The 24,689-nt window shown below is 59.7% G+C and carries 25 protein-coding genes; 9 read left to right on the top strand and 16 right to left on the bottom strand.

What is annotated here, in order from left to right:
• Window positions 1-89: 89 nt before the first annotated feature.
• From AADW57_RS15090 to AADW57_RS15075, 4 genes are all read right to left on the bottom strand, one after another.
• The gene (locus AADW57_RS15090) at window positions 90-1,412 is read right to left on the bottom strand and encodes an aspartate aminotransferase family protein (RefSeq protein WP_341669716.1); all 1,323 of its coding nucleotides are present in this window, start codon (window positions 1,410-1,412) and stop codon (window positions 90-92) included.
• A gap of 165 nt (window positions 1,413-1,577) precedes the next feature.
• A complete protein-coding gene (locus AADW57_RS15085) occupies window positions 1,578-2,072 on the bottom strand; it encodes a dihydrofolate reductase (protein ID WP_341667705.1) in 495 nt (164 codons plus the stop codon).
• Window positions 2,069-2,869, bottom strand: a complete 801-nt coding sequence (locus AADW57_RS15080) for a thymidylate synthase (RefSeq protein WP_341667704.1) — start codon at window positions 2,867-2,869, stop codon at window positions 2,069-2,071. The genes AADW57_RS15085 and AADW57_RS15080 overlap by 4 nt, the downstream gene beginning before the upstream one ends.
• A gap of 7 nt (window positions 2,870-2,876) precedes the next feature.
• Window positions 2,877-3,299, bottom strand: coding sequence for an OsmC family protein (locus AADW57_RS15075; RefSeq protein ID WP_341667703.1), 423 nt, complete (start codon window positions 3,297-3,299; stop codon window positions 2,877-2,879).
• 555 nt (window positions 3,300-3,854) lie between these two features.
• Between AADW57_RS15075 and AADW57_RS15070 the strand changes: the two genes are divergently transcribed.
• The 6 genes from AADW57_RS15070 to coq7 are packed head-to-tail and all read left to right on the top strand — an operon-like array spanning window position 3,855 to window position 8,754.
• Entirely contained in the window at window positions 3,855-5,510 is a 1,656-nt protein-coding gene (locus AADW57_RS15070; RefSeq protein WP_341667702.1) for a cbb3-type cytochrome c oxidase subunit I, read from the top strand.
• 7 nt (window positions 5,511-5,517) lie between these two features.
• Window positions 5,518-6,108, top strand: a complete 591-nt coding sequence (locus tag AADW57_RS15065; RefSeq protein ID WP_341667701.1) for a cbb3-type cytochrome c oxidase subunit II — start codon at window positions 5,518-5,520, stop codon at window positions 6,106-6,108.
• Window positions 6,109-6,163: 55 nt separating this feature from the next.
• Window positions 6,164-6,763, top strand: coding sequence for a c-type cytochrome (locus AADW57_RS15060; protein ID WP_341667700.1), 600 nt, complete (start codon window positions 6,164-6,166; stop codon window positions 6,761-6,763).
• Between the two features lie 21 nt (window positions 6,764-6,784).
• Window positions 6,785-7,417 carry an SCO family protein gene (locus tag AADW57_RS15055; RefSeq protein ID WP_341667699.1) on the top strand — a complete coding sequence of 211 codons (633 nt, stop codon included), beginning with the start codon at window positions 6,785-6,787 and terminating at the stop codon, window positions 7,415-7,417.
• Window positions 7,414-8,052 (top strand): hypothetical protein, encoded by a 639-nt coding sequence (locus tag AADW57_RS15050; RefSeq protein ID WP_341667698.1) that lies wholly within the window; start codon window positions 7,414-7,416, stop codon window positions 8,050-8,052. The genes AADW57_RS15055 and AADW57_RS15050 overlap by 4 nt, the downstream gene beginning before the upstream one ends.
• Window positions 8,053-8,085: 33 nt before the next feature.
• The gene (gene coq7 / locus AADW57_RS15045) at window positions 8,086-8,754 is read left to right on the top strand and encodes a 2-polyprenyl-3-methyl-6-methoxy-1,4-benzoquinone monooxygenase (protein WP_341667697.1); all 669 of its coding nucleotides are present in this window, start codon (window positions 8,086-8,088) and stop codon (window positions 8,752-8,754) included.
• Window positions 8,755-9,176: 422 nt separating this feature from the next.
• On the opposite strand, the gene pyk is transcribed toward coq7, so the two are convergent.
• The 6 genes from pyk to gcl are packed head-to-tail and all read right to left on the bottom strand — an operon-like array spanning window position 9,177 to window position 15,898.
• On the bottom strand, window positions 9,177-10,607 hold the full coding sequence (gene pyk, locus AADW57_RS15040) for a pyruvate kinase (protein WP_341667696.1): 1,431 nt from the start codon (window positions 10,605-10,607) through the stop codon (window positions 9,177-9,179).
• 24 nt (window positions 10,608-10,631) lie between these two features.
• Window positions 10,632-11,033, bottom strand: coding sequence for a GlcG/HbpS family heme-binding protein (locus AADW57_RS15035; protein ID WP_341667695.1), 402 nt, complete (start codon window positions 11,031-11,033; stop codon window positions 10,632-10,634).
• Window positions 11,034-11,043: 10 nt separating this feature from the next.
• Window positions 11,044-12,330, bottom strand: coding sequence for a glycerate kinase type-2 family protein (locus tag AADW57_RS15030; protein WP_341667694.1), 1,287 nt, complete (start codon window positions 12,328-12,330; stop codon window positions 11,044-11,046).
• Between the two features lie 60 nt (window positions 12,331-12,390).
• On the bottom strand, window positions 12,391-13,275 hold the full coding sequence (locus AADW57_RS15025) for a 2-hydroxy-3-oxopropionate reductase (protein ID WP_341667693.1): 885 nt from the start codon (window positions 13,273-13,275) through the stop codon (window positions 12,391-12,393).
• 41 nt (window positions 13,276-13,316) lie between these two features.
• Window positions 13,317-14,096: a hydroxypyruvate isomerase gene (gene hyi / locus AADW57_RS15020; RefSeq protein ID WP_341667692.1), complete on the bottom strand. Its 780-nt coding sequence runs from the start codon at window positions 14,094-14,096 to the stop codon at window positions 13,317-13,319.
• A 26-nt stretch (window positions 14,097-14,122) separates the two neighbouring features.
• Window positions 14,123-15,898 (bottom strand): glyoxylate carboligase, encoded by a 1,776-nt coding sequence (gene gcl / locus AADW57_RS15015; protein WP_341667691.1) that lies wholly within the window; start codon window positions 15,896-15,898, stop codon window positions 14,123-14,125.
• A gap of 110 nt (window positions 15,899-16,008) precedes the next feature.
• Between gcl and AADW57_RS15010 the strand changes: the two genes are divergently transcribed.
• Complete coding sequence (locus AADW57_RS15010; RefSeq protein ID WP_341667690.1) at window positions 16,009-16,926, top strand: LysR family transcriptional regulator; 918 nt, start codon at window positions 16,009-16,011, stop codon at window positions 16,924-16,926.
• Between the two features lie 77 nt (window positions 16,927-17,003).
• Here AADW57_RS15010 and AADW57_RS15005 read toward each other — a convergent pair whose 3' ends face one another.
• From AADW57_RS15005 to uraD, 6 genes are all read right to left on the bottom strand, one after another.
• Complete coding sequence (locus AADW57_RS15005; RefSeq protein WP_341667689.1) at window positions 17,004-17,876, bottom strand: hypothetical protein; 873 nt, start codon at window positions 17,874-17,876, stop codon at window positions 17,004-17,006.
• Window positions 17,877-18,069: 193 nt separating this feature from the next.
• On the bottom strand, window positions 18,070-19,542 hold the full coding sequence (locus AADW57_RS15000) for a nucleobase:cation symporter-2 family protein (protein ID WP_341667688.1): 1,473 nt from the start codon (window positions 19,540-19,542) through the stop codon (window positions 18,070-18,072).
• Between the two features lie 491 nt (window positions 19,543-20,033).
• Window positions 20,034-20,219: a 4-oxalocrotonate tautomerase gene (locus tag AADW57_RS14995; RefSeq protein ID WP_341667687.1), complete on the bottom strand. Its 186-nt coding sequence runs from the start codon at window positions 20,217-20,219 to the stop codon at window positions 20,034-20,036.
• A 24-nt stretch (window positions 20,220-20,243) separates the two neighbouring features.
• Window positions 20,244-21,035, bottom strand: a complete 792-nt coding sequence (locus AADW57_RS14990; protein WP_341667686.1) for a class II aldolase/adducin family protein — start codon at window positions 21,033-21,035, stop codon at window positions 20,244-20,246.
• Window positions 21,032-21,544, bottom strand: coding sequence for an ureidoglycolate lyase (locus AADW57_RS14985; protein ID WP_341667685.1), 513 nt, complete (start codon window positions 21,542-21,544; stop codon window positions 21,032-21,034). Before AADW57_RS14985 ends, AADW57_RS14990 begins: the two co-directional genes overlap by 4 nt.
• A 26-nt stretch (window positions 21,545-21,570) precedes the next feature.
• Complete coding sequence (uraD, locus tag AADW57_RS14980) at window positions 21,571-22,098, bottom strand: 2-oxo-4-hydroxy-4-carboxy-5-ureidoimidazoline decarboxylase (protein ID WP_341667684.1); 528 nt, start codon at window positions 22,096-22,098, stop codon at window positions 21,571-21,573.
• A gap of 293 nt (window positions 22,099-22,391) precedes the next feature.
• Here uraD and AADW57_RS14975 point away from each other — a divergent pair, with 293 nt between their 5' ends.
• Window positions 22,392-23,348, top strand: coding sequence for a LysR family transcriptional regulator (locus AADW57_RS14975; RefSeq protein ID WP_341667683.1), 957 nt, complete (start codon window positions 22,392-22,394; stop codon window positions 23,346-23,348).
• Between the two features lie 204 nt (window positions 23,349-23,552).
• On the top strand, window positions 23,553-24,677 hold the full coding sequence (locus AADW57_RS14970; protein WP_341669715.1) for an MraY family glycosyltransferase: 1,125 nt from the start codon (window positions 23,553-23,555) through the stop codon (window positions 24,675-24,677).
• The last annotated feature ends 12 nt before the right edge of the window (window positions 24,678-24,689 follow it).

Below are 24,689 nucleotides of genomic sequence, written 5' to 3'. Positions count from 1 at the left end.
CCGCCAGACTTCCTGATTCTTGCGCTTGAATTTTCTTGAATCGGAAAGGGATATCCACACCCGAGCGCGCAGCTCGACCCGTACAGGTGTCAGCGCACGTTCTTGAGCACCTTGCGCACCGTGTTGAAAATGTGGTCTATCTGCTCCTGGTCCACGATCAAAGGGGGGGAGATGGCAATGGTGTCGCCGGTATAGCGCACCAACACGCCTTCTTCGAAACAGGCATCGAATACTTCGGCTGCACGCGCGCCTGGGGAACCGACGCGGCTGGCCAGCTCGATACCGGCCACCAGGCCAAGATTGCGGATATCGATGATGTGCGGGCTGCCCCGCAGTGTGTGCGCGGCCTGCTCAAAGTAGGGGCTCAGGCGACGCGCCCGCTGGAACAGGGCTTCGTCCTGATACACCTCCAGCGTGGCCAGAATGGCGGCCGTGGCCAGCGGATGGGCCGAATAGGTGTAGCCGTGGAAGAACTCGATGCCGCTGCTGCTGGCTTGCACAATGGTGTCGTGGATGTCGCGTCGGACGGCGACGGCACCGGCCGGCACGGCGGCGTTGCTGATGCCCTTGGCCAGAGTGATCAGGTCGGGGGTGACATGGAAATATTCACTGGCGGTATTGTCGCCCAAACGGCCAAACGCGGTGATGACTTCGTCAAATATCAGCAAGATGCCGTGCTTGCTGGTGATCTGGCGCAGCTTTTCCAGATAGCCTTGCGGGGGGACCAGCACGCCAGTCGAGCCGGCCAGCGGCTCTACGATGACGGCGGCGATATTGCTGGCATCGTGCAGGGCGATCAGTCCTTCCAGGTGATCGGCCAGATGCGCGCCCCAGGCCGGCTGGCCTTGGCTGTAGGCATTGTGCTCAAGGTTGTGGGTGTGGGGCAGGTGGTCCACGCCTGCGAGCAGCATGGAGGAAAAAGCGCGGCGGTTGGCCGAGATGCCGCCTACCGAAATACCGCCGAGTCCGACACCATGATAGCTGCGTTCGCGGCCTATGAAGCGGGTGCGCTGTCCTTGACCGCGCGCCCGGTGATAAGCCAGCGCTATCTTCAGCGCCGTGTCGACCGATTCCGAGCCGGAGTTGGTAAAGAAGATGCGGTCCAAGCCCTTGGGCATCAGCTCGGCGACGGCCTGTGCGGCGCGAAAAGCATCTTCGTGGCCCAGTTGGAAGCTGGGCGCATAGTCCAGGTTCATGGTCTGGCGCGTCAGGGCCTCGATAATATGGGCGCGGCCATGGCCCGCGTTCACGCACCACAGTCCTGCCGTTCCGTCCAGAATGGGGCGACCGTCTGCCGTGTAGTAGTACATGCCCTTGGCGCGGGCCAGTAGTTTGGGGTGTTGCTTGAAATGCCGGTTCGCGGTGAACGGCATCCACAAAGATGACAGGTCGGTACTGGCGGGGGCTCGGATCATGGCGCATTCCTGGGTAAGGACGCACGACACCTGATTGTCGGCAGACAAACTGTATTGTGTCCTGTCCTTGTTGCGCTGCAAAGCGGCCAGGCCTGGGATAAACCCTAGTTCGCAGGGCAGATCATGGCGGACCGGTCGGCCCGCCATGCGGGTCAGCCAGGCTCAGACCTTGCGTCTGTAGGTGACGAAATCGAAAGACAGGCCGTTTTCGGGGGGCTGCGGCAATCGTTCGACTTCCGTCCACTGATCGTCTGCCAGCGCGGGAAAGAAGGTGTCGCCTTGCACCTCGGAATGGATTTCCGTGGCGATCAGCTCCCGTGCCTGGGGCAGAGCAAGGGCGAAGATTTGTTCTCCGCCGATGACGCAGGCGGTGTCAAAGTCGGCGCAGGCGTGCAAGGCGCTGTGAAGATCGCTAAAGACCTGTGCGCCGGGTGCCGCGTAGTCGGTATTGCGGCTGATGACGATGTTGGGCCGTCCCGGCAGGGGGCGGCCCAGCGATTCCCAGGTCTTGCGCCCCATAATAATGGGCAGGCCCATCGTGACGCGCTTGAAGTGCTGCAGGTCCGAGGGCAGACGCCAGGGCAGGGTGTTGTCCTTGCCGATGCAGCGGTTGGCCGCATAGGCTACGACCAGGCGGATGGCGGGCAGTGTGTTCATACGGCGACCGGAGCCTTGATGTGGGGGTGGGGGTCGTAGTCGGCGATCTCGAAATCCTCGAACTCGTACTCAAACAGGCTGGCGGGCTTGCGTTTGATGTTCAGCGTTGGGTAGGGGCGCGGTTCGCGCGACAGTTGCAGTTCGGCCTGCTCGAAATGATTGGAATACAGGTGGCAGTCGCCGCCGGTCCAGATGAAATCGCCCACTGCCAGATCGCATTGCTGGGCCACCATATGCGTCAGCAGGGCATAGCTGGCGATATTGAAGGGCACGCCCAGGAAAATATCGGCGCTGCGCTGATACAGCTGACATGACAGTTTGCCGTCCGCCACATAAAACTGGAACAGGGCGTGGCAGGGCGGTAGCGCCATCTGGCCAACGTCGGCCACGTTCCAGGCCGATACGATCAGGCGGCGCGAGTCGGGGTTGCGACGGATTTGCTCGATAAGCTGGCTGATCTGATCGATGTGCTGCCCATCGGGTGTCGGCCAGGAGCGCCACTGCACACCGTACACCGGGCCCAGATTGCCGTCGGCGTCGGCCCATTCGTCCCAGATCGATACGCCGCGCTCTTGCAGCCAGCGAACATTGGATTCGCCGCGCAGAAACCACAGCAGCTCGATGAAGATGCTGCGAGTGTGCAGTTTTTTGGTGGTGATCAGCGGAAAGCCCTGCGACAGGTCAAAGCGCATCTGGTGCCCGAAGACTGAGCGGGTGCCGGTTCCGGTGCGATCGGTCTTGGGCGTGCCTTGTGTGTAGACCAGTCGCAGCAGGTCTTCGTAGGGATGTGCGGACATGGTGGTCTCAGGCTTGCTGGATGTCGATGGAATAGGTGATTTCTGCTGTTTTACCCAGCATGGCGGAAGCCGAGCAGTACTTGTCGTGTGACAACTGCACGGCGCGCTCCACGGCTGCCTGCGGCAGGTCTTTGCCGGAAACCACAAAAGTGAAGTGGATGCGGGTAAAGACTTTCGGGTCGGTGTCGGCCCGCTCTGCCGTGAGCTTGACCTGGCAGCCGGTAATGGCGTGACGGCCGCGCTTCAGGATCAGCACGACATCGTAGGCGGCGCAGCCGCCGGCACCCGTCAGCAGCATTTCCATGGGGCGGGGTGCCAGATTGTTGCCGCCGCCTTCGGGGGCACCGTCCATGGCGGTGACGTGACCGCTGCCGGTACGGGCGATAAAGAGCATGCCGTCGGCACCGCCCCAGTCAATTGTGCATTCCATCGTGGTGTCCTTGATTCGGTGCGGGGCTTGCGCCCCGTCAAAGTGTGCTTGCCATGATTGTACTTTTTTGACCGCTTTTCGTCTGCGCACCGCCAGTGACAGGCAGGACTTGCTTGCGTTGCCTTTATGGCTATATGGCTTATCCGTTTATACGTATGTAGCGGGCCATGCATGGCGATATATGGAATGCGATATGACAGGCGCGGACAAAAATGTAGACAAAATGTAGGGCTTTATGTGGTTTTGTTTTTTGTCCTAGGATAATATGCAAGGCAGGTAGCAGGGAAATTGAAACAACCATGTCACACGGGTATACCCTCGCCTATAATGGCGCCTGTCCCTATACCAAAAAAAGTCGTGTCCGTATTTGTTCTGCCTCAATAAACCATGTTTTTGAAGTGGGTTTTATCAAGGTGTAACAGACGGGTGTTTTAACATGCGGCTCTCGCGACATTGGCAGTCGCAGATTTTTTGCGTCCACGCTCTTTTGATCTGCGACGCGTCATGTGCCGCCGAGCTGCTTGGCAGCTTCACATTAACCAGGCCTGGATCATTGTGAATACCGTTTCAATACTGCTTCTAGCTTTCATATTGTCCGTCACAGGACTTTTTGTCTTTATCTGGTCGTTGCGCCGGAACTTCTTTGACGACAGTCCTGCCGCCGCCAAGGAGATCTTCTCCAAAGGCGAAATCGGCCAGGTGGACGATCCGTCCGCCACGCCCGAGCAGCGTCTGGCACTGCAAAAGGAAATGGGCGAAACCGCCATTTCCACTGAAGATCGGCAGGCTCTGGGTGTTGAGCTGGCCGAGCGTGTGGAAGCCGACCGCTCCTCCGCTTACGTCACCTTCATGTTCCTGTCCTGTTCCATTGTCTGGCTTATCGTGGCGTCCACGGCCGGGCTGATCAGCTCGATCAAGCTGCACGAACCGGACTTTCTGGTCGAGCAGGCCTGGATGACCTTCGGTCGCATGCGCACGCTGCACCTGAACGCCGTTGCCTATGGCTGGGCTCCGATGGCCGCCTTCGGTGTGGCCATGTGGATGCTGCCGCGCCTGTTTAAGACCCCGCTGATGGGCGCACGTTTCGCCATTCTGGGCGGCGCGCTGTGGAACGCCGGCCTGATTGCTGGCCTGGGCAGCATTGCGGTCGGTATCACCGACGGCATGGAGTGGCTGGAAATGCCTTGGCAGGTCGACATCCTGATGGTGGTCGGCGGTGCCTTGGCCGCTCTGCCTTTGCTGTTCACTTTGCAGAATCGCCGCACGCACCACTTGTACGTGTCGGTTTGGTATATGGGCGCAGCGTTGTTCTGGTTCCCTATCCTGTTCCTGGTGGGCAACCTGCCTGCCGTGCACGTGGGCGTCGAGCAGGCCACCATGAACTGGTGGTTCGGCCATAATGTGCTGGGTCTTTTCTACACGCCCATGGCTTTGGCATCGGTGTATTACTTCCTGCCCAAGATCATTGGCCGGCCCATTGTTTCCTACAATCTGTCGCTGGTAGGGTTTTGGGGCCTGGCATTCTTTTATGGTCAGGTCGGCGGCCACCACCTGGTGGGTGGCCCCGTGCCGCAGTGGATGGTTACCCTGTCCATCGTGCAAAGCATGATGATGATCATTCCCGTGCTGGCCTTCTCGGTCAACCAGCACTACACCATGAAAGGTCACTTCCGCACGCTGATCCACTCGCCGACACTGCGCTTTATGGTGTTGGGCGGCATGATGTATACCGTCAGCTCCATTCAGGGCTCCTTCGAGGCGCTGCGCAGCATCAACACCATCACGCACTTCACGCACTTTACGGTGGCCCATGCCCACATCGGCCTGTATGGCTTCTTTACCTTGGTCATGTTCGGTGCCATCTACTATGTCATGCCGCGCGTCATGTCCTGGGAATGGCCTTACCCCAAGCTGATTTCTCTGCATTTCTGGCTGGTGCTGATCGGCTTTGCCGTCTACGCGGTGGGTTTGAGCATCGGCGGCTGGCTGCAAGGCGTGGCTATGCTTGACCCTGCCAAGTCCTTCATGGAATCTGTTTTTGTCACTATCCCCTACCTGAAGTCGCGTTCTCTGGGTGGCGGTCTGATGACTTTGGGCCACCTTGTGTTCGCCTTCCACTTCGTGGCAATGGCTCTGCGCTATGGCAGCCGTCGTATTGGTCCAGCCCTGTTTCACCAGCGCTCGGCAACTCGCAATGTAGTGGAGGCCTGATTTAGTCATGGAAAGCGAATACAAACTGTTGGGCGGCGCCATGGTGACGCTTGCCCTGGCCACCTCGGCTTTAGTGGTGATCCCGTATCTGCAGGTCGAGAAAGTCGAACCGCCTGAAGGCTTGAAGCCTTACACCAGTGTGGAACTGCGCGGTCGCCAGGAATACATCAATATGGGCTGTGTGTACTGTCACTCGCAGCAGCCACGCAGCCAAAACCAGGCTCCGGACTTTCAGCGCGGCTGGGGGCGGGCATCGGTGGCGGGCGACTACTATTACGATACGCCCCACCTGCTCGGCACCATGCGCACCGGCCCAGACCTGATGAACATCGGCGCGCGTCAGCCCAGCGTGGATTGGCACCTGGGTCACCTGTATCAGCCCCGTGCCTATACGCCTGGCAGCAATATGCCCGCCTATCCCTTTATGTTCGAGCTCAAGGACAAGGCCGAGCCCGGCGACAAGGTCGTCAATCTGCCGGGAGCCTTTGCTCCGGAGGGCAAGGTCGTGGTTGCCAAGCCAGAGGCTCTGGATCTTGTTCAGTATCTGTTGGCGCTGGATCGTACGTACCCCGTATCGCCAGCCAACATGCTCAAGTAATCAGGCACTGTCCAGCTAGTGCGCCCCGCCAGTCGGGGCGCATCGGAGAATTTGAATGACCGACAATCACAAGTACGACGCGCAGTTGCGCGAAAACGCCGATCCCGAAGAAAAAGCGGCACCGGTGCCGTGGGCGGTGTTGCTTATCATCGCCAGTTTGTTTCTGTGGGGCATCTACTATATTTTCAGCACCACCATGCACTACGATTCGACCGTGGGCGATAATCGCATCGCGGCCGACTTTCAGGCTCCCGAGGGCGCTGAAGGCGGCAAGATCGATGGTCAGCAGTTGTTTGTGGCGCAGTGTGCTGCCTGTCACCAGGCTACGGGTGCTGGTATCCCCGGTGTTTTCCCGCCGCTGGTGGGCTCCGAGTGGGTGATGCGCAAACCCGAGGTCCTGGTTCAGATTCTGCTGCACGGGATTACCGGCGAGCTGACCGTCAAGGGTAACAAGTACAATGGTGCCATGCCCGAGTTCCGCGATAAGTTCAATGACGCGGAAATGACGGCAGTAGTAAACTACCTGCGTACTGAATTGGGTGGCAACAGCGCCGATCCTGTGGACGAGGCCTTTGTCAAAGCTGAACGTGAAAAAACTGCCGATAAGAAGGATCACTGGAATGGCGACGCCGAACTGGCGCCCATGGAACAGTAATGTTGTATTAAGGGGCCGGGCATGAGGCTCCTGGCAAGTATCCTGTTGGTCTGCGCCCTGGGTATCGGGGCGCTGTTCCACCTGACGCAGGGATTTGCGGCCCTGACTTCCGAGACGGCCCGTCGCAACGATGTGGCCGCCTCGCCTCGACTTATTTCGGATGTATCGGTGTTGACTCCGTCCAACGCCGTGCGCAGCCTGCACGATGTGCTGCGCGACGATGGTCGCATCGCTATCGTTAACTTCATCTATACCCGTTGTGTCACGCTGTGTCTGGCCATGGGTTCCGAATACCAGCAGTTGCAACAGGCCATTCTGGACGAAGGCTTGCAGGATAAAGTGCGTCTGCTCAGCATCAGCTTCGATCCTTCGGACTCGGCCGACCGCTTGCAGCGCTACAGTCACATGATGAAGGCCGATCCCCAAGTGTGGCAGTTCGTCACGATGCAAGCGGGCGATCAGCGCCAGCGCGTTCTGGATGATTTCGGCATTATCGTCATTCCTGCGCCCTTCGACGAATACGAGCACAACGCCGCCTACCATGTCGTTACATCCGAACCCCGGCTGCGCCGCATCGTGGATTACGGCGAACCCATCCTGGCTTTGTCGCATGCCCGGCAAGCCTTAGAGCGTGTATCCAAGGACGCGCCATGATACGCCTGAATACTTCGCCTGCGCCGCGTCGCATCCATCCGTATCTGGGCAGCATACTGGCCCTGCTGGCCGCTGTTTTATTTGCGGCAGCAGCGTATTGGGACCGTTTTCTGACCGCCCAGATGAGTCTGCATATGCTGGTCCATATCCCGCTGCTGGTGCTGTCGGGCATTGTGCTGCAATTAGCCTTGAGCTTTCAGGGTGCAGGGCGGGGCAAGATCATGCAGGCGCTCCTGCGCCCTTATTACGCGTTAAACGAATACGGGCTGCCCGGCCTGATTCTGGTCAGTTTTGCCGCTGCCTACTGGATGGTGCCCAAGTCCCTGGACGACGTTTTGGTGTCTTCGTCCATGGCGGTGGGCAAGTACGTGGGGCTGGTGCTGATGGGCATGTTGTTCATGGAATCCTGGCGGCGCGCTCATTTGGTGTTTCGTTTGTTTTTTCTGGGCAATTTCTGCTGGATGATGGGCATTGTGGGTATTCTGTACCAGGAAAACCCCATGCGTCTGTGTAATTTCTATTTGCAGTCCGACCAGGAAATCGCCGGCATAGGCCTGGTGGTCATGGCCTGCGTCTTGCCCCTGTTCTGGCTATTGGCCGAGATCAAGGCCGTCATGGCTTTTTTGCGGCAATAATAGCGATTGATTCTGTTTTTCAGGTAAGCCTCCATGAATCGTTCTCTTTCGGCCGGTGCAGCGCGTCTGCACAGACGCAACAGCTTGTTCGACCAACTCTTGACCGAAGCGAACCGGGCATTGGATGTACTGGGGCGTTCGGCCCGCGCCTCGCGGCCCAATCCAGCCGGTAAAGAAGTATCGGATATCACGCCACAAGAAGCACGTCACGCCGCCGGACTGATGCGCGTCAATCACGTTGGCGAGATATGCGCCCAGGCGCTGTATCGCAGCCAGGCCATGTTGTGCAAAGACCCACAGGTCACGCAAGTGCTGCTGCACGCCGCCCAGGAAGAAGTAGACCACCTGGCCTGGTGCGATGACCGCTTGCGCGAACTGGACAGTCGGCCCAGCGTATTTAACCCGCTGTGGTACGCCGGCTCGTTCGCGCTGGGCCTGATTGCCAGCCGTGCCGGTGTGCCCTATAACCTGGGCTTTATGGCCGAGACCGAGCGCCAGGTGGAAGAGCATCTGGAAAGCCATCTGGAAACGCTGCCGGTGGCCGATGCGCGGTCGCGGCGTATTGTCGAGCAGATGCGCGATGATGAAATCGAACATAGACGCACTGCCGAGCACAATGGTGCCGCCGGTCTGCCGCCGCCGATCAAGTCGGTCATGCGCATGATGTCTAAGGTCATGACCACGACGGCCTACAGGTTATAAAACCAGATCCGAAGCTAATAAAAAACCGCTCCATGAGCGGTTTTTTGTGGCCTAGGGATAACGACTAGATACCTGCTGTGGGTTTTAGGGTAGCAAAATGAGGTGTCTACGCCACATCTTGACGGTTTAAGCGGGTTGGAGCGTATTTATCTTGCATCGCACAAATTTTGTCGCTACACTTTAGTTATCGGATGTCGAAAAGAAAGCGGGAAAAACAACCGTAATTACCCTAGCTTTCAGGCGCTGTGCATAGTCCAGCAGCCCGGCATGCCACGATTGTCTCCTCCACCCTCCTCCTTTGGTGGATTTGCCCGAGATCTTTTGATCTCGGGTTTTTTTTGCTCATTTGTCCGGCACGTCCCTACCCAAACACCGGCCGGTGCTTGAAAGCCGGACCAAGCAGTTCGCGGTTGCGTGGCCGATCAGTTCTGGGACAGATGAGGCACGGTGGCCACGTGCAGCAGATTGGTGCGACCGCTGGTGCCAAAAGGTACGCCGGCAATCATCACGATGGTATCGCCGGAACGGGCGAAATCGTGTTGCACTGCCACATCGGTTGCATGATCGATCATTTCCCCCAGGTCGCTGACATCATCGCAGGGAATCGCGTGAACCCCCCAGGCCAGAGCCAGGCGACGCGCCGTGTTGGGGCGTGGCGTCAAGGCCAGGATAGGGGCAGTCGGACGTTCGCGGCTGGCCCGCAGCGCGCTGTAACCGGTCGTGGTGTAGGCAACGGTCGTGGCCGGCTCCAGAATGCTGGCGACACGGCGCAGAGCGCAACAGATGGCGTCTGCCGTTGTGGCTTCAGCCGTGCTGTGGTTGGCTTCCAGAATGGTGCGCCAACTGGGGTCGTTCTCGATTTCCTTGATGATGTTGTCCATGATGGACACCGCTTCCAAGGGAAACTGCCCCGAGGCGGATTCGGCCGACAGCATGACGGCATCCGCGCCCGAGTAGATGGCCGTGGCGACATCCGACGCTTCGGCCCGGGTGGGCACGGGAGAGGTAATCATGGACTCCAGCATTTGCGTGGCCACCACGACGGGGCGGCCTGCTGCGCGTGCGGTACGCACAATTTGGCGTTGCAGTACGGGTACGCGCTGCGGCGGAACCTCTACGCCCAGATCACCACGGGCGACCATGACGCCATCGCACAGATTCACGATTTCTTCCAGGTGTTCCAACGCCTGGGGCTTTTCCAGCTTGGCCATGATCCAGGCCTTGTCGCCGATGATGGCGCGCGCCTCGCGGATGTCGTCGGGACGCTGGACAAAGGACAGGGCAACCCAGTCCACGCCCAGTTCCAGGCCGAATGCCAGGTCAGCCAGATCTTTTTCGGTCAGTGGGGAAATGGGCAGGACAACACCCGGTACGTTCACGCCCTTGCGATCCGACAAAGGCCCGCCCACCATGACAGTGGTTTGCGCAAAGTCGGGACCGAAACTGTCTACCCGCAGACGCAGCTTGCCATCGTCCAGCAGCAGATCGGTGCCGTTTTCCAGCGCGGCGAAGATTTCCGGATGGGGCAGGTGAGCACGCGTCTCATCGCCTTCGGCCGGGTCCAGATCCAAGCGAAATGCCTGGCCTGTCGTCAGTTGCACGCGGCCGTCTTTCATGGTGCCCACGCGCAGTTTTGGGCCTTGCAGGTCCATTAAAATACCAATGCTTCGACCTGTTTCCTGCTCGATCTGGCGGATCGCGTGGTAGCGAGCGGCGTGATCTTCGTGTGTGCCGTGGCTGAAGTTCAAGCGAAAAACATCGGCTCCGGCTTCAAACAGTTCACGGATGCGTTCGGGTGACGAACTGGCTGGCCCTAGTGTTGCCAGTATCCGGGATTGGCGTTGACGTTTCATGGTGTTGTCCTTGGAGAACGCAGGTTAGTCGGTCAAAGCGGCAATGCCGGCGCGGGCAATCTGGGCGTCTTCAGCCGCCTTTACGCCCGATACGCCGACAGCGCCGATGACCTGACCGTCGATCACAATGGGTTCACCGCCTTCCAAGGGGGACAAGGGCATGGCCAGAGCGGCGTAGCGGCCGTTGTTGACCATATCTTCAAAAACCTTGCTGGGCTTGCCGCTGATGGCCGAGGCGTGGGCCTTGCCAGGGGCGACCGTGGCGCTCATCGTGGGGGCGCCGTCCATGCGCTGCAGCCAGAGAGCGTGACCGCCCGCGTCGCAGATCGCGATGCTGACAGCCCAATTGTTCTTCAGGGCTTCAGCTTCGGCGGCAGCGGCGATGCGTTTGACGTCATCCAGTGTCAGTGCTTTGGTATTTCTCACGTTCATTCCTTTAAGTAATAGACAAATCGGGGGATACGACCAGGATGGCGCGAAAATCGTTGACGTTGGTCAGGGTCGGACCGGTGACCAGGGAGTCGTCCAAGGCCTCGAAAAACCCGTGGCCGTCATTGTTATCCAGGCTCTCGCGTGGGTGTATCCCCTTGCTCCATGCGCGTTCCAGCGTATCGGGACTGCAAAATGCGCCGGCAATCTCTTCTTGTCCGTCGACACCGTCAGTGTCACCGGCCAGGCCGTAGATGCCGGGTGCCCCGTCCAGCGCCAAGGCGGCGGAAAGCAGGAACTCTACGTTCCGCCCGCCGCGGCCTTGGCCGTGCAGGGTTACCGTAGTCTCGCCGCCGGATAGTAGCACGCAAGGGGCGTGGGCTGGCTGTCCGTGCCGGGCAGTGCTCAAGGCGATGCCCGCCATGACCTTGCCCACGTCGCGGGCTTCGCCTTCGATACTGTCGCCCAGCAGCACGGGACGCACGCCTGCGGCTTCGGCCACCCGGGCCGCGGCCAGCAGGGCCAGTTGGGGAGTGGCGACCAGATGAGTGGTGACCCGGGCCAGGCGAGGATCATCAGGCTTGATTGTTTCGCCTGTACCGGTTTGCAGCAGCGTGCGCGCAGCCGGCGGGATATCGATGCCATATCGGTCGATGATTTCCAGGGCTTGTTCGCAGGTGCTTGGGTCGGCCACGGTGGGACCGGAGGCGATATCCATAGGTTTGTCGCCGGGCACATCGGAAATCAGCAGGTTCAGCACACGGGCCGGAGCGCAGGCGGCGGCCAGGCGCCCACCTTTGATGGCGGACAGGTGGCGTCGCACGCAGTTCATCTCGCCGATGGACGCGCCCGATTTCAGCAAGGCTTTGTTGATGGCCTGTTTGTCGGCCAGGGTGATTCCTTCGGCCGCCAGGGGTAGCAAAGAGGAGCCGCCGCCGGAGATCAGGCAGATCACCAGGTCGTCCTCGTTCAATCCGCTGACCGTGCGCAGGATGTCGTGCGCGGCTTGTTCACCGGCCTGATCGGGGACAGGGTGAGCCGCTTCCAGGATTTTGATGTGCTCGCAGGGTACGCTGTAGCCGTAGCGAGTCACCACGACGCCGCTGACGGGGCCGTGCGCCCAGTGTCGCTCCAGTGCCTGTGCCATTGCGGCCGAGGCTTTGCCCGCGCCGATTACGATGGTGCGCCCTTTTGGGGGCGGTGGCAGATAGGGGGGGATGCAGTGTTCGGGTTGGGCCGCGTTGACGGCGGCCTGGAACATTTTGTGGAGCAGGTCTTGGGGCTCTATTTTCATGGCTATTCCTGGGTGACGGCATGGGCGGCGGGCGATAGGCTGCCCGCCGCAGCACGGCTCTTACTGGCCGATTTCGTAGTTGGCCATGATTTCCAGGGCGCGCACTAGCGCGGAGTGATCCTGACCTGCGCCACCGTGGGCCGCGCAGGTATTGAACAGCTCCTGGGCGACAGCGGTGCTGGGCAGGGCCACACCCAACTGGCGGGCCGTGGTCAGCGCCAGGTTCAGGTCTTTCTGGTGCAGCTCAATGCGGAAACCGGGGTCGAAAGTGCGTTTGACCATGCGTTCGCCGTGTACTTCCAGAATACGGGAGTTGGCAAAACCGCCCATCAGCGCTTCGCGTACCTTGGCCGCATCCGCGCCAGCCTTGGAGGCCAGCAGCAAGGCTTCGCCCACGGCTTCGATGGTCAAGGCCACGATGATCTGATTGGCCACCTTGGTGATCTGGCCATCGCCGTAGCCGCCCACCAGCGTGATGTTCTTGCCCATCAGGTCGAACAAGGGTTTGACCGTATCGAAGATTTCTTGCTTTCCGCCGACCATGATAGTCAGGGAACCAGCCTTGGCACCGACTTCGCCGCCCGATACGGGGGCATCCAGATATTCGCCGCCTTGCTCCACAATGCGTTGTGCGAAGTCTTTGGTGGCCACTGGGGAAATGGAGCTCATATCCACCACGATCTTGCCTTTGGACAAGCCGGCGGCCACGCCGTTCTCGCCGAACAGGGCATCCTGCACGTGAGGGGTGTCGGGCACCATGGTAATGATGATGTCGGCCTGGCGGGCAACATCCGCGCCATTCTTGCAAAGGGTGGCACCGGCGTCGCTGACGCTTTGGGGCACCTTGCCGCGGGTGTAGGCGAACAGTTCATGGCCGCCTTTGATCAGATTGATTGCCATGGGGGCACCCATGATGCCCAGACCGATGAAACCGATTTTTGCCATTGTGGAATCTCCTAGTTATTGGTGTGCAGTCAGCAGGGCGTTCAGGCGCTCAGGGCCTGAATCCAGCCCAGGCCGTCCTTTGTCAGGCCTGCCGGCTTGTATTCGCAGCCTATCCAGCCGTCGTAGCCGGTCGCGTCGATGTGTTTGAACAGCCAGGCGTAATTGATTTCGCCGGTGCCCGGTTCGTTGCGGCCGGGATTATCGGCCAGCTGGATGTGCGCAATCTTGTCCAAGTGCTTCTTGATGGTATTGGCCAGTTCGCCTTCCTGGCGCTGCGCATGGTAGATGTCGTACTGGATGAACAGGTTGTCCGAGCCTACGTCTTGCAGTAGGGCTGCCGCCTGTTCGGTGCGATTCAGGTAAAAGCCCGGAATATCGTAGGTGTTGATGGGCTCGACCAGAAGGCGTATGCCGGCTTCTTTCAATTTGCCGGCGGCAAACTGAAGATTGTCGACGAAGGTGCGGTGGGCAGTATCCGTATCCAGTCCGGCCGGTACTTTGCCAGCCAGGCAGTTGACTTGCTTGCAGCCCAGGGCCGTCGCGTATTCGATGGCCCGGCCTACGCCGTCCTGAAATTCGCCCACGCGTTCAGGAAGCACCGCGATGCCGCGTTCACCGCCATCCCAGTCGCCTGCCGGCAAGTTGTGCAGAACCTGGATCAGGCCGTTTTTCTGCAGTTGTTCGGCCAGTTGCTGTTTGTCGTAGGCGTAGGGGAACAGATACTCCACACCTTTGAAGCCGGCGTCGGCCGCTGCCTGGAAACGATCCAGGAAGTCGTGCTCGTTGAACAGCATGGTCAGGTTGGCGGCAAATTTTGGCATGTCGGTACTCCGTTTTAAATCAACAATCAGTTCATCAGCGATATGGCGGTGGGCGCATCGAGGCCGGATTCAGCCAAGGGCTCGAACTCGTTCACATTGTGCAGCTCGGTACCCATCGCGATGTTGGTGACGCGCTCCAGAATCAGCTCGATCACCACCGGCACGCTGAACTCCTTCATCAGGGCGCGGGCCTGTTCGATGGCCGGCTGGATTTCTTCGGGTTTGTGCACGCGTATGGCCTTGCAGCCCAGGCCTTCCACGACGGTCACGTGGTCCACACCGTAGCCTTTGGTTTCGGGTGCATTGATGTTATCAAAGGCTAACTGCACACAGTAATCCATATCGAAGCCACGCTGTGCCTGGCGGATCAGACCCAGATAGGCATTGTTGACCAGGATGTGCAGGTAGGGCAGCTTGAACTGCGCGCCCACGGCCAGTTCTTCGATCATGAACTGGAAGTCGTAGTCGCCCGAGATGGCCACCACTTCGCGCGAACGGTCGGCGGCAACCACGCCCAGGGCGGCGGGGATAGTCCAGCCCAGGGGGCCGGCCTGGCCGCAGTTGATCCAGTTGCGCGGCTGGTAGACGTGCAGAAACTGCGCGGCGGCGATCTGCGACAGGCCGATGGTGGTGACATAGCGCGTCGCGGGGCCAAAGGCGCGGTTCATTTCTTCGTACACGCGCTGCGGCTTCAGGGGCACGTTGTCGAAGTTTGTCTTGCGCTGCAGCGTGGCCTTGCGTTTCTGGCAGTCTGCAATCCATTGGTCGCGTTGGCGCAGCTTACCGGCAGCTTTGTACTCCTTGGCCACTTCAATGAACAGTTCCAGCGCGGCTCCCGCGTCCGAGGCAATACCCAGGTCCGGGCCGAACACGCGGCCGATCTGGGTGGGTTCGATATCCACATGCACGAACTTGCGGCCTTCGGTGTAGACGTCTACCGAGCCGGTGTGACGGTTGGCCCAGCGGTTGCCGATGCCAAACACGAAGTCCGAGGCCAGCAGGGTCTGGTTGCCGTAGCGGTGCGCGGTCTGCAGGCCGACCATGCCGGCCATCAGGGGGTGGTCGTCGGGAATGGTGCCCCAGCCCATCAGGGTCGGGATCACGGGCACGTTGACCAGTTCGGCAAACTCTTGCAACAGGGCCGATGCGTTTGCATTGATGACGCCGCCGCCCGATACGATCAGGGGGCGTTCGGCGGCATTGAGCATGTCGATGGCTTTTTCAGCCTGGGCACGGGTGGCGACGGGCTTGTAGGCCGCCAGGGGTGAGTAGGTGTCCAGATCGAACTCGATCTCGGCCAGTTGCACATCGATAGGCATGTCGATCAGCACAGGGCCTGGGCGGCCGGAGCGCATAATGTGAAAGGCCTGCTGGAATACGCGCGGGATCAGGTCGGGTTCACGTACGGTAACGGCCCATTTGGTCACAGGTTTGGCGATGGATTCGATGTCCACTGCCTGAAAATCTTCTTTGTACAGACGCGAACGGGGAGCCTGGCCGGTGATGCACAGGATAGGAATCGAGTCGGCCGATGCCGAATACAGGCCGGTGATCATGTCCGTGCCGGCGGGGCCGGACGTGCCTATGCACACGCCGATATTGCCGGGAGCCGAGCGCGTGTAGCCCTCTGCCATGTGGGATGCGCCTTCTACGTGGCGGGCAAGAATGTGATCAAACCCGCCTTCTTTGCGCATGGCCGAGTAAAAGGGGTTGATGGCGGCGCCGGGCACGCCGAACACGGTGCTGATGCCTTCTTTGCGCAGGATCGCGGCGGCGGCGTCCACTGCTCTCATTCGAGCCATTGATGTCTCCTCGTTCATCTGTTGACGAAATGTATGACTCGATAATAAGGAGCAGTGGGGTTGCTTTGAATTGGTGGTACGATTGCTTCTATCGATACTTGGAGTATTGAATGAGCCGTTATACCGAAATCCGAAGCTTCGCCTTGGTCGCTGAAAAAGGCAGTTTTGCGGCAGCTTCTGTCGTCGAAGGCGTGACGCCCGTCGTCATGGGCAGGCGTTTGGATGCGCTTGAAAAAAGGCTGGGCGTGCGCTTGATGCACCGTTCTACGCGTGGGCTGACTCTGACCGATCTGGGTGAGCAGTTTTTGGAGCAGTGCAAACAGATACTGAAGGACTTTGACGAAGCCGAAGCCAGTATCAGCGCGCAGCGCAAAGTGGTGCGCGGGCATCTGGTGGTGTCCGCGCCGGCTGCGTTCGGTCGCCGCCATGTGGCACCGCACGCCATCGCATTCAAGAAGCGCTATCCGGAACTGAAGCTGTCGTTCAACTTTACCGATAGCGTGGTCGATCTGGTGCGCGAGGGATACGACATGGCTTTGCGCATCGGCGAAGTCACCGACCCTAATTACGTGGCGGTGCGTTTGTATCCCAATCGGCGCGTGGTGTGCGGCACGCCCGCGTACTTCGAGCGCTATGGCGTGCCGCGCGTTCCCGAAGATCTGGCGCGCCACAATTGCCTGGCCTTCAATTTGCAAGGCGGTCAGCAACGGGGCTGGACATTTATGCGCGACGGCAAGCCCTTGGCGGTGCGGGTGGATGGCGACTTGGACTGCAACGATGGCGAATTGTTGTTTAACTGGGTCAAGCAGGGATGGGGGATAGGCTGGCGCTCCACGTGGGAGATCCAACCCGAGCTCAAGCGCGGCGAATTGGTCACTGTGCTGACCGATTTCGAGGCTCCTAGCTACGACATTCAGGCGGTATATCAGCAGCAGCGTTATTTGCCGGCCAAGGTACGCCGCTTTATCGACTACTTGCGCGCTATCTACAACACGCCTGGGTATTGGGATGGGGAAGTGCAGTTCTGACTCTGTGTTGCGTCGCTGAACTATGAAAGACAAACAACCGCTCGGAAGAGCGGTTGTCTGCCGTCAGGCGACAGCGATCAGAAGTGCCATTCGACCTGGACGGTCGGCGCGCTGGTCTTGATGCCGGGCTTGACGTTGCCATTGGCCATGTAACGGTTGCCGAACTTGTTGTGCCAGTATTCGTAGCCTATACCCACCCATAAGGTGTTCTTTTTGTCGAAGGCCAGTTTGCCCACGTCGGCCATGAGCGAGGTGCGCACCAGCACTTCGGATTTGGTGCTGATGCCGGCGTAGTCCTTGCCTTTGGGGCCGTTGTAGTTGGCAAAGCCCTGGAATTTCAGCGGCACCGCGCCGGCATCGAAGGGGAGGTTCCAGGTCAGACTGGCCATGAACTGGGGGGCAAAGGAGATCTTGCTGTCCGGGCAGGCGGGCGAGCCCAGGCCGCAATGATTCCATTCTTTGCCGTACAGCAGGCTCAGGTCTACAAATCCCTTGGGGACATCGAACTTGAACGTGGGGCCGACCACCAGCAGACGCTTGCGTGGGGCAAAGGCGGTGTTCTTGGTGTTCAGATCGAATCCGGCGGTAATCGCCACGTCTTTGACAGGGCCGAAAGACACGTCTTTGTCCAAGGTTTTCCCTAGCGACAACTGGTGCCGGTAGGTGGCGTAGAACTCGGTCGCCCCATTGTTTTTGCTGCCGTTGGATGGGTCGTGGCGGTCCGACTGCAAGATGTCCAGGTTGAAGAAATTCTGCCCCAGGCTATAGCCGCTGACGTGCGTCAGGCTCAGGATATGCTTTTCGATATCGCGCGGGTTCATCGGCTCGGTATAGGCCGAGCTATATCGGTAAGCCAGAAAGGTGTCGCTCCAGGTGGCGGCAAGGGCAGGTGTAGCCGGGATGGCGGCCAGCGCCGTGCAAACCAGCACAGCGCAGTGCGGGTGTTTCATGATGTCTCCTCTTCAATGTGCTTGATAGCGTGTCCAGGGTCTGACGCCCGGTGTGTTGGACACAGGTATTGAATTTTCCTGTAGTTTTTTGTGTTTTTTATTTACATATAGGGTGGTCGATACTTTTTAGTATGGACTGCGCAGAGCAAAACGAAGGCCGCCTGAGTCCAGGCGGCCTTATGGGTAAGACGAATCAGTGTTGCGAGGCGAGTCTGCGCTCTTTGTCGGCGGTTTGTGTGTTTTCCTGCTTTTGGGCTTCGGCAGCGGTGGATTGCACCTCGTGGCTCTGGCCTGCAAATTTTTCTATGCCGTTAAAGAACAGGTTCAGGACAATAGCTGATACGGCTGCCAGCAAAATGCCGCTGTGCAGCAGGGGAGCCAAGGCGGCGGGCATCTTGTCCAGCAGGTGCTCGGCGACCAGGGGAATCATGCCAAAGCCCAGGCTGATGGCGATGATGTATGGGTTGTAGCGGTTGCGGTTCAGATTGGCCGACATCAGGATTTTGATGCCGGTGGCCGCCACCATGCCGAACATTACAATGCCGGCACCACCCAGGACATAGTTGGGAATAGAGGCGACGACGAAAGCCATTTTTGGAAACAGGCCCAGAGCCATCAGGAATACGCCGCCCATGACGCAAACCCAGCGGCTGCGCACGCCGGTTACGCTAACCAGTCCTACGTTTTGCGAGAAGGAGCTGTGCGGGAAGGTGTTCATGATGCCGCCCACCAGTGTGCCCAGGCCATCGGTGCGCAAGCCCCGCACCAGGTCTTCGCGGCTGGGCGGGCGGCCACAGATCGAGCCCAGGGCCAGAAACATGCCCAGCGACTCCACCATGATCACCACCATGATCAGCGAGAGCACAGCGGCGGCACCGAGCAGCCCCCAGCTAAAGGTGGGCACGCCGAACTCGAAAGGAGTGACCACGGCAAACCAGCTTGCCTGATCCAGCCCGGCAAAGCTGATGCGTCCCAGACCCAGGGAAATGAAGAAACCGGCCAGCAGTCCAATCAGCACGGCCACATTGGCCAGAAAGCCACGGGCAAACTTGGTAATCACCAGGATGATGGTTAAGACCGTCATGGCAATGGCCAGGTTTTCCAGCGAGCCATAGTCGGGGTTGGCAATCATCTGGCCGGTGGCGGTATCCAGAATCTGGGGCTTGCCCCCGCCCACCCAGTCCAGGCCGACGCGCATCAGCGTAATGCCGATGACAGTGATGATGATGCCGGTCACCACGGGCGGGAACAGTCCCATCATGCGGCTAAAGACCGGCGCGATCAGGATGCTGAAGATACCGGCCAGAATAGTGGCACCGAAAATGCCGGTCAGACCCAGTTCGGGGTCCAGGCCTATGGCGATCATAGGGCTGACGGCGGCAAAGGACACACCCATCATGACAGGCAGGCGGATGCCGAAGACGCCCATGCCGCGCGCCTGGATGATGGTGATCAGGCCGCAGCACAGCAGATCGGCATTGATCAGCAGGGCGATCTGTTCTTTGCTCAGGCCCAGTGCGGCACCGATGATCAATGGCACGGCGACCGCACCGGCGTACATCACCATGACATGCTGAAGGCCAAGGGTTGCCAACTGGCCGAGCGGCAGGCGCTCGTCCACGCCGCCGCATGGGTCGGGCTGGCTGACTTGAGGGTTCGCAGACATCAGGGTCTCCTTAGTAATACGTTATGGACGTCCGACTCTGTTGCGCTGCATGTGCGGTGCGCCAGGGCGGCGTCGGCCGGGCTAACAGCGCGGATGTGTGGGTGCCTGTGCTCTGGCGGGTGATCCGATGCTGCTGCGGCCTGTGTGCGCGGCGATGTCTGGCAGCGCACGCATAAAGGTATCGGATGGGGGAGAGGGCTGGAAGAAGGCGGGGCTTGATAAGTGGAATACGCAAACGCGTATAGCGTTTGGCATTCTGGCGCTGTTTTCAGATAAGCCCGCTAAAACAGGGCCTGTCGTAACAGTATTGACATCCAGATGCGGTATCTGACGCCGAGCAGGCCGGGATAGGGGTATTGCCCACCTAGCATGCGATATGGAACTGTGTTATTTGATGCTTGAATTTCTGTGTGCCACGCGGGCCGGTCTATATGGGCTGGGCAGTAAAAAGCGGCCCCGTGGGGCCGCCTGGAACGACAGTGTTTGGCGTTTTATTTGTCGGACCACAGCACGCCGGCCGTTGCCCAGTTTTCGCGCTTGATGTCGGTAAAGACGATGTCGACCGCCTCCGGGCTGCAGCCCAGTACCCGACAGGCCTCTTGGGTCAAGGCTTGAGCCAGGGCGCGCTTAGTTTCCACAGGACGGCCGTCGAACAGTTGTACGTTGATGGTAGGCATGGTTGCTCCGTATGGTATGGGCTGCTAAAGGCAGAAGTCCGGGTCGGACTGCTGGAGCCGGCGCAGCAAGGCCGGCCATTCTAGCAAGCCTTCGGGCTGAGAGCCGGGCAGCAGTTGGCGATGTGTTTGCGCCAATACATCAGGGGCCGGCACGTGCAGCTCTGCGCCGGTGGACATGGCCGAGAGCTGGATGCGACAGGCGCGCTCCAGTGTGTCCATCAGTATGTAGGCTTCGGCCACGGTGCGTCCGCAGGTCAGGCTGCCATGATTGCGCAGCAGCATAGCCGGGTGCGATCCCAGCTCCAAGACCAGTTGTTCCTGTTCTTGCCGGGAAAAAGCCAGGCCCGCATAGTCATGGTAGGCAATATCGTTCCAGAAACGCATGGCGTGCTGGGACAAGGGCAGCAAGCCGCATTGCAGCGCCGAGACGGCAATGGTGGCATCGGTGTGCAGGTGAATGACGCAATGCGCGTCCTTGCGGGCGCGGTGAACCGCGCCGTGTATGGCAAAACCGCTGGGGTTGGCGCGCCGGTCTGTGCCATCGACGACCTTGCCTTGCAGATCGATCAGCAGCAGATTGGAGGCGCAGATCTCGTCAAAACGCAGGCCGAACGGATTGATCAGAAACACATCGTCGCGTCCGGGCAGGCGCAGCGAAATATGCGTGTAGATAATGTCGTCCCAGCCCTGCCTGGCCGCCAGGCGATAGCAGGCGGCCAGATTGACCCGGGCACGCCATTCGGCCTGGCTGCAGTTTTTGGGGCGCGCGGCGTAGATGGCTTGAATGTCCGGGGTCAGCGCACAGGATTCGCTCATGCCGGTGCGGTGTCCAGCTCGGCGATGATGGCGTGTTCTTCCAGCTGGATGACATCACAGTTATCGCCTGGGCCTTTGCGGTCGATCACGATGAAGTCGGCCACTTGATTCAAGGCCATCAAGGGGTGGTGCCAGACGCCGGTCGCGTAGTTCACGCCTTGGTCGCCGCGCGCCAGGAACAGACGCAGATCGCTGGCTTTGGGGGCTTCGCCGGCTGGGGCGACGATGACCAGATAGGGCTGGCCGGACTGGGGGATGAAGGCCTGGCTGCCTTTGGGGTGGCGCTCCATCATGGTGACCTGAAAGGGCAGGCTACGGGGCTGGCCACGGAAAATGGAGACGATGACTTGTCCGTCCGGGCCGGGCTCTATATTGGCCAGGTCGTGATAGCGTTCGGTATTGCCGTCATTGATGGTGAAGTGGTTGACGGCCTCGCTGGCTTGGATGACATCGCCAAAAGGGGCAAAAGCCTGGGCGGTCAGCGTTTCCAGTGTCAGTGTGATAGGCATGGCGTCTCCTGGTTAAGGTGCGTGGATCAGCCCAGCAGGGCATCCAGACGGAAACGGGCGATCTTGCCGATTTCGCGCAGGCAGGTCTCGAACTCTGTTTCTGTATCGTTGTTCAATCGGGCATCCACCGTGTCCATGATCTGGTGGCGGGTCAAGCCTTTGACGGCGATTACGAACGGAAAGCCGAAGCGTTCGCGGTAGCCGGCGTTCAGGCCACGCAGACGAGACAGTTCCTGCGCGGAACACTGGTCCAGGCCGGCACCGCGCTGCTCGCCGGTGGAGGCGGTCGTCAGCGTGCCTTCCTCGGCTTCTTTGCCGGCCAGCTCCGGGTGGGCACAGATCAGGTCTTTCTTTTCATCGTGCGAGGCTTGGTTCACAACTTGCACCATCGCCGCATGTAGCTCGTCCACGCTGTTAAAGGGGCGCTGGCTCCAGGTACGCTCCGCCACCCAGGGTGAATGCTCGAAAATGCCTTCCAGCCTGTCCACGAACTGGGCTTGCTCCAGCTTAGACAGTTCGGCCAGAGCGGTGTCGGAAGTAAGGGTTTGGGTCATGGTTCAGTCCGGTTTTCTTGGGATTTATATGTGGTTAGCCAGAACGCCTGCGTGCGCATCAAAAACAAGGCCGGTTGCGTCAATATATAAAGGCCATGCAGCGCACGCCCCAGCGGCTGCTTGGCGCCTATGAAGTAGGGTGTCCCCAGCCTCTGATCTTTTTATCTTCAAGCAGTTTAAGATTTCTAATCATAAATAAAATAGAATTAGCCTTATAAATGATATATGCCATGGCGTATTCCGCGTGTGTGTCAATATCATGGCGGAACACTGTGTAAGAAGGAGAAGTCCGGATGGCAGCCCGACGTGGGGATAACCCGCTCGATACGTACCTGCTCAGGGTATTTTGCTTGTTGGTGACCGAGCGCAGCGTCTCGCGCACCGCCTTCAAGATGAATCAGTCGCAGCCTGCCATCAGCGCTGCGCTGCGGCGCTTGCGCGATATTATTGGCGATCCTTTGCTGGTGCGGGAAAAAGGCGGCATGGTGCCCACCGAACGGGCTATTGCCTTGCTCGCGCATGCCAAAGGAGCCCTGGCCGAGATCGATTGCATGGTCAATGCGCCCGGGACTTTCGATCCGCAGGTCAGCCGTAGCGAGTTTCATATCGGCGCGCCCGATTACCTGGCCCCTATGTTCATCGGCAGTGTGGTCGAGCGTATGCGACGCGAAGCGCCCGAGGCCCGTTTGAACTTGCATGCGCTGGATGCCAACTTCGATTTCGAGCGATCCCTGGCCGAAGGCGATCTGGATGTAGTCATCGGCAACTGGCCCGAGCCGCCCGATCGCATGCACCTGTCGGTATTGTTGGAAGACCAGATTGTCTGCCTGGTTGCAGCCACGCACCCACTGGCCCGTAAAGGGCTGACTCTGGACGACTACCTGCGCGCGCGCCATGTTGTGCCCATGCCGTATTCGATCAATCAGCGCGGCGTCATCGACACGACCTTGTCCGGGCTGCGCATACAGCGCGACGAAAGTGTCATTGTGCAGTCCTTTTCCGCCGCGCCGTACCTGTTACAAAATACGGATCTGGTTTTTACCACGGCGCGCCACTTTGCCGAGTTTTATTGCAAGCTGTTGCCCTTGGCCATCCTGGAGGCTCCGGTGCAGTTCCCTCCCATGCGCTTTTACCAGCTCTGGCACGAGCGCAATCGGCATTCGCCCAGCCACCGTTGGCTGCGTCGTTTGTTGACGGAATGTGGCAATGAACTGGCTCCTACCGGCGAACTGGTGCAGGTCGGCTCCTGAACCCCGCAAAACGCTTGATTTCGGCCTTGCGCTAGTGCAAATTAGCGGGCTGTCGTCAAGCGTCGTTGTGACGCGCGCGCCTGCCTCCGCATCTACATAGATTTTGTTGCATTTAATGCGACTGGTCACGGACAGAGCCGGGGTGGCAGGTTGATAATAATGCAGTGCTAACCTTCAGGGTGTTTCGCAGTGTCCTTACCTCAGATGGGGGAGTCGTTTACCTGGTTGTATATCTGTGTCGTGGCGTTTATGGTCGGCGGGCTTATCGTGGCCTCCGAGCGCTGGCACGGCAGACTGACCGGCGATAGCGACCTTAGCAAGCCTCAGGCGTCTCATTCCCGCGCCACGCCCCGCGTTGGGGGCCTGGCAGTCGTGGCAGGCAGTCTGGCTGGTCTGTTAGTGCTTGGCCCCAGCAATATGACCCTGACCTGGCTGTGGCCGGTGCTGTTTTTGGCGGCCATGCCGGTATTTGTGGCCGGCCTGGTCGAGGACATCACTAAGGATGTCGGTTCGCTCAAACGTCTGCTGGCCGCTTTTCTGTCGGCGGCCATCGCCTGGTGGCTGCTGGGCGGGGTGTCGCGGGTGGGAGTCAGCTGGGCCGACTGGGTACTGGGTTTCTGGCCGATTTCACTGCTGTTCACCATGATTGCCGTGGGGGGCTGCACGCATGCCCTGAACATCATCGATGGCATGAACGGTTTGGCTGGCATGATCGCCACCCTGATGGCGATGTCCCTGGCGCTGGTGGCGCTGCAGGTGCAGGACTATCCTATTTTTCTGATTGCCGCGTCGCTGGCCTCGGCCACGCTGGGCTTTCTGGTCTGGAACTTCCCGTTCGGACGGGTGTTTCTGGGCGATGGCGGTGCGTACTTCCTGGGGTTCATGCTGGCCGAACTGGCGGTGCAACTGGTGGTGCGCAATCCCAGCGTTTCGCCATTTTATGCCCTTGCCGTTTTGTTCTACCCGGTGTTCGAGACCATGTTTTCGATCTGGCGCCGTCGTTTCAAGCGCGGCGTGCCGGTGGACCAGCCCGACGCACTGCATCTGCACCAATTGGTATTTCGCCGCCTGGTGCGCGCCACGTTCAGCCGCGACAGCGAAGGGGCCTTGCCAGCGTTTTGTAATGCCATGACCTCGCCTTACCTGTGGGTGCTGGCTCTGATCGGTCTGGTTCCTGCCACTATCTGGTGGGACAATACCTGGGCTTTGTGCGCCAGCATGCTGGCCTTTTCCCTGGTCTATATCTGGCTGTATGCCCGCCTGGTATCGTGGCGGCGGCCTTCCTGGCTGCTGCTGCCTTCGGTTCGCCGGCGAGCCGACCGGGACTGATCTTCCGGCCTT

This window comes from Alcaligenes sp. SDU_A2, assembly GCF_038237375.1.
Classification (GTDB): Bacteria; Pseudomonadota; Gammaproteobacteria; order Burkholderiales; family Burkholderiaceae_B; genus Alcaligenes.
The sequence above is the reverse complement of the archived record's forward strand: the minus strand, read 5'-3'. Positions and strand labels throughout refer to the sequence as shown.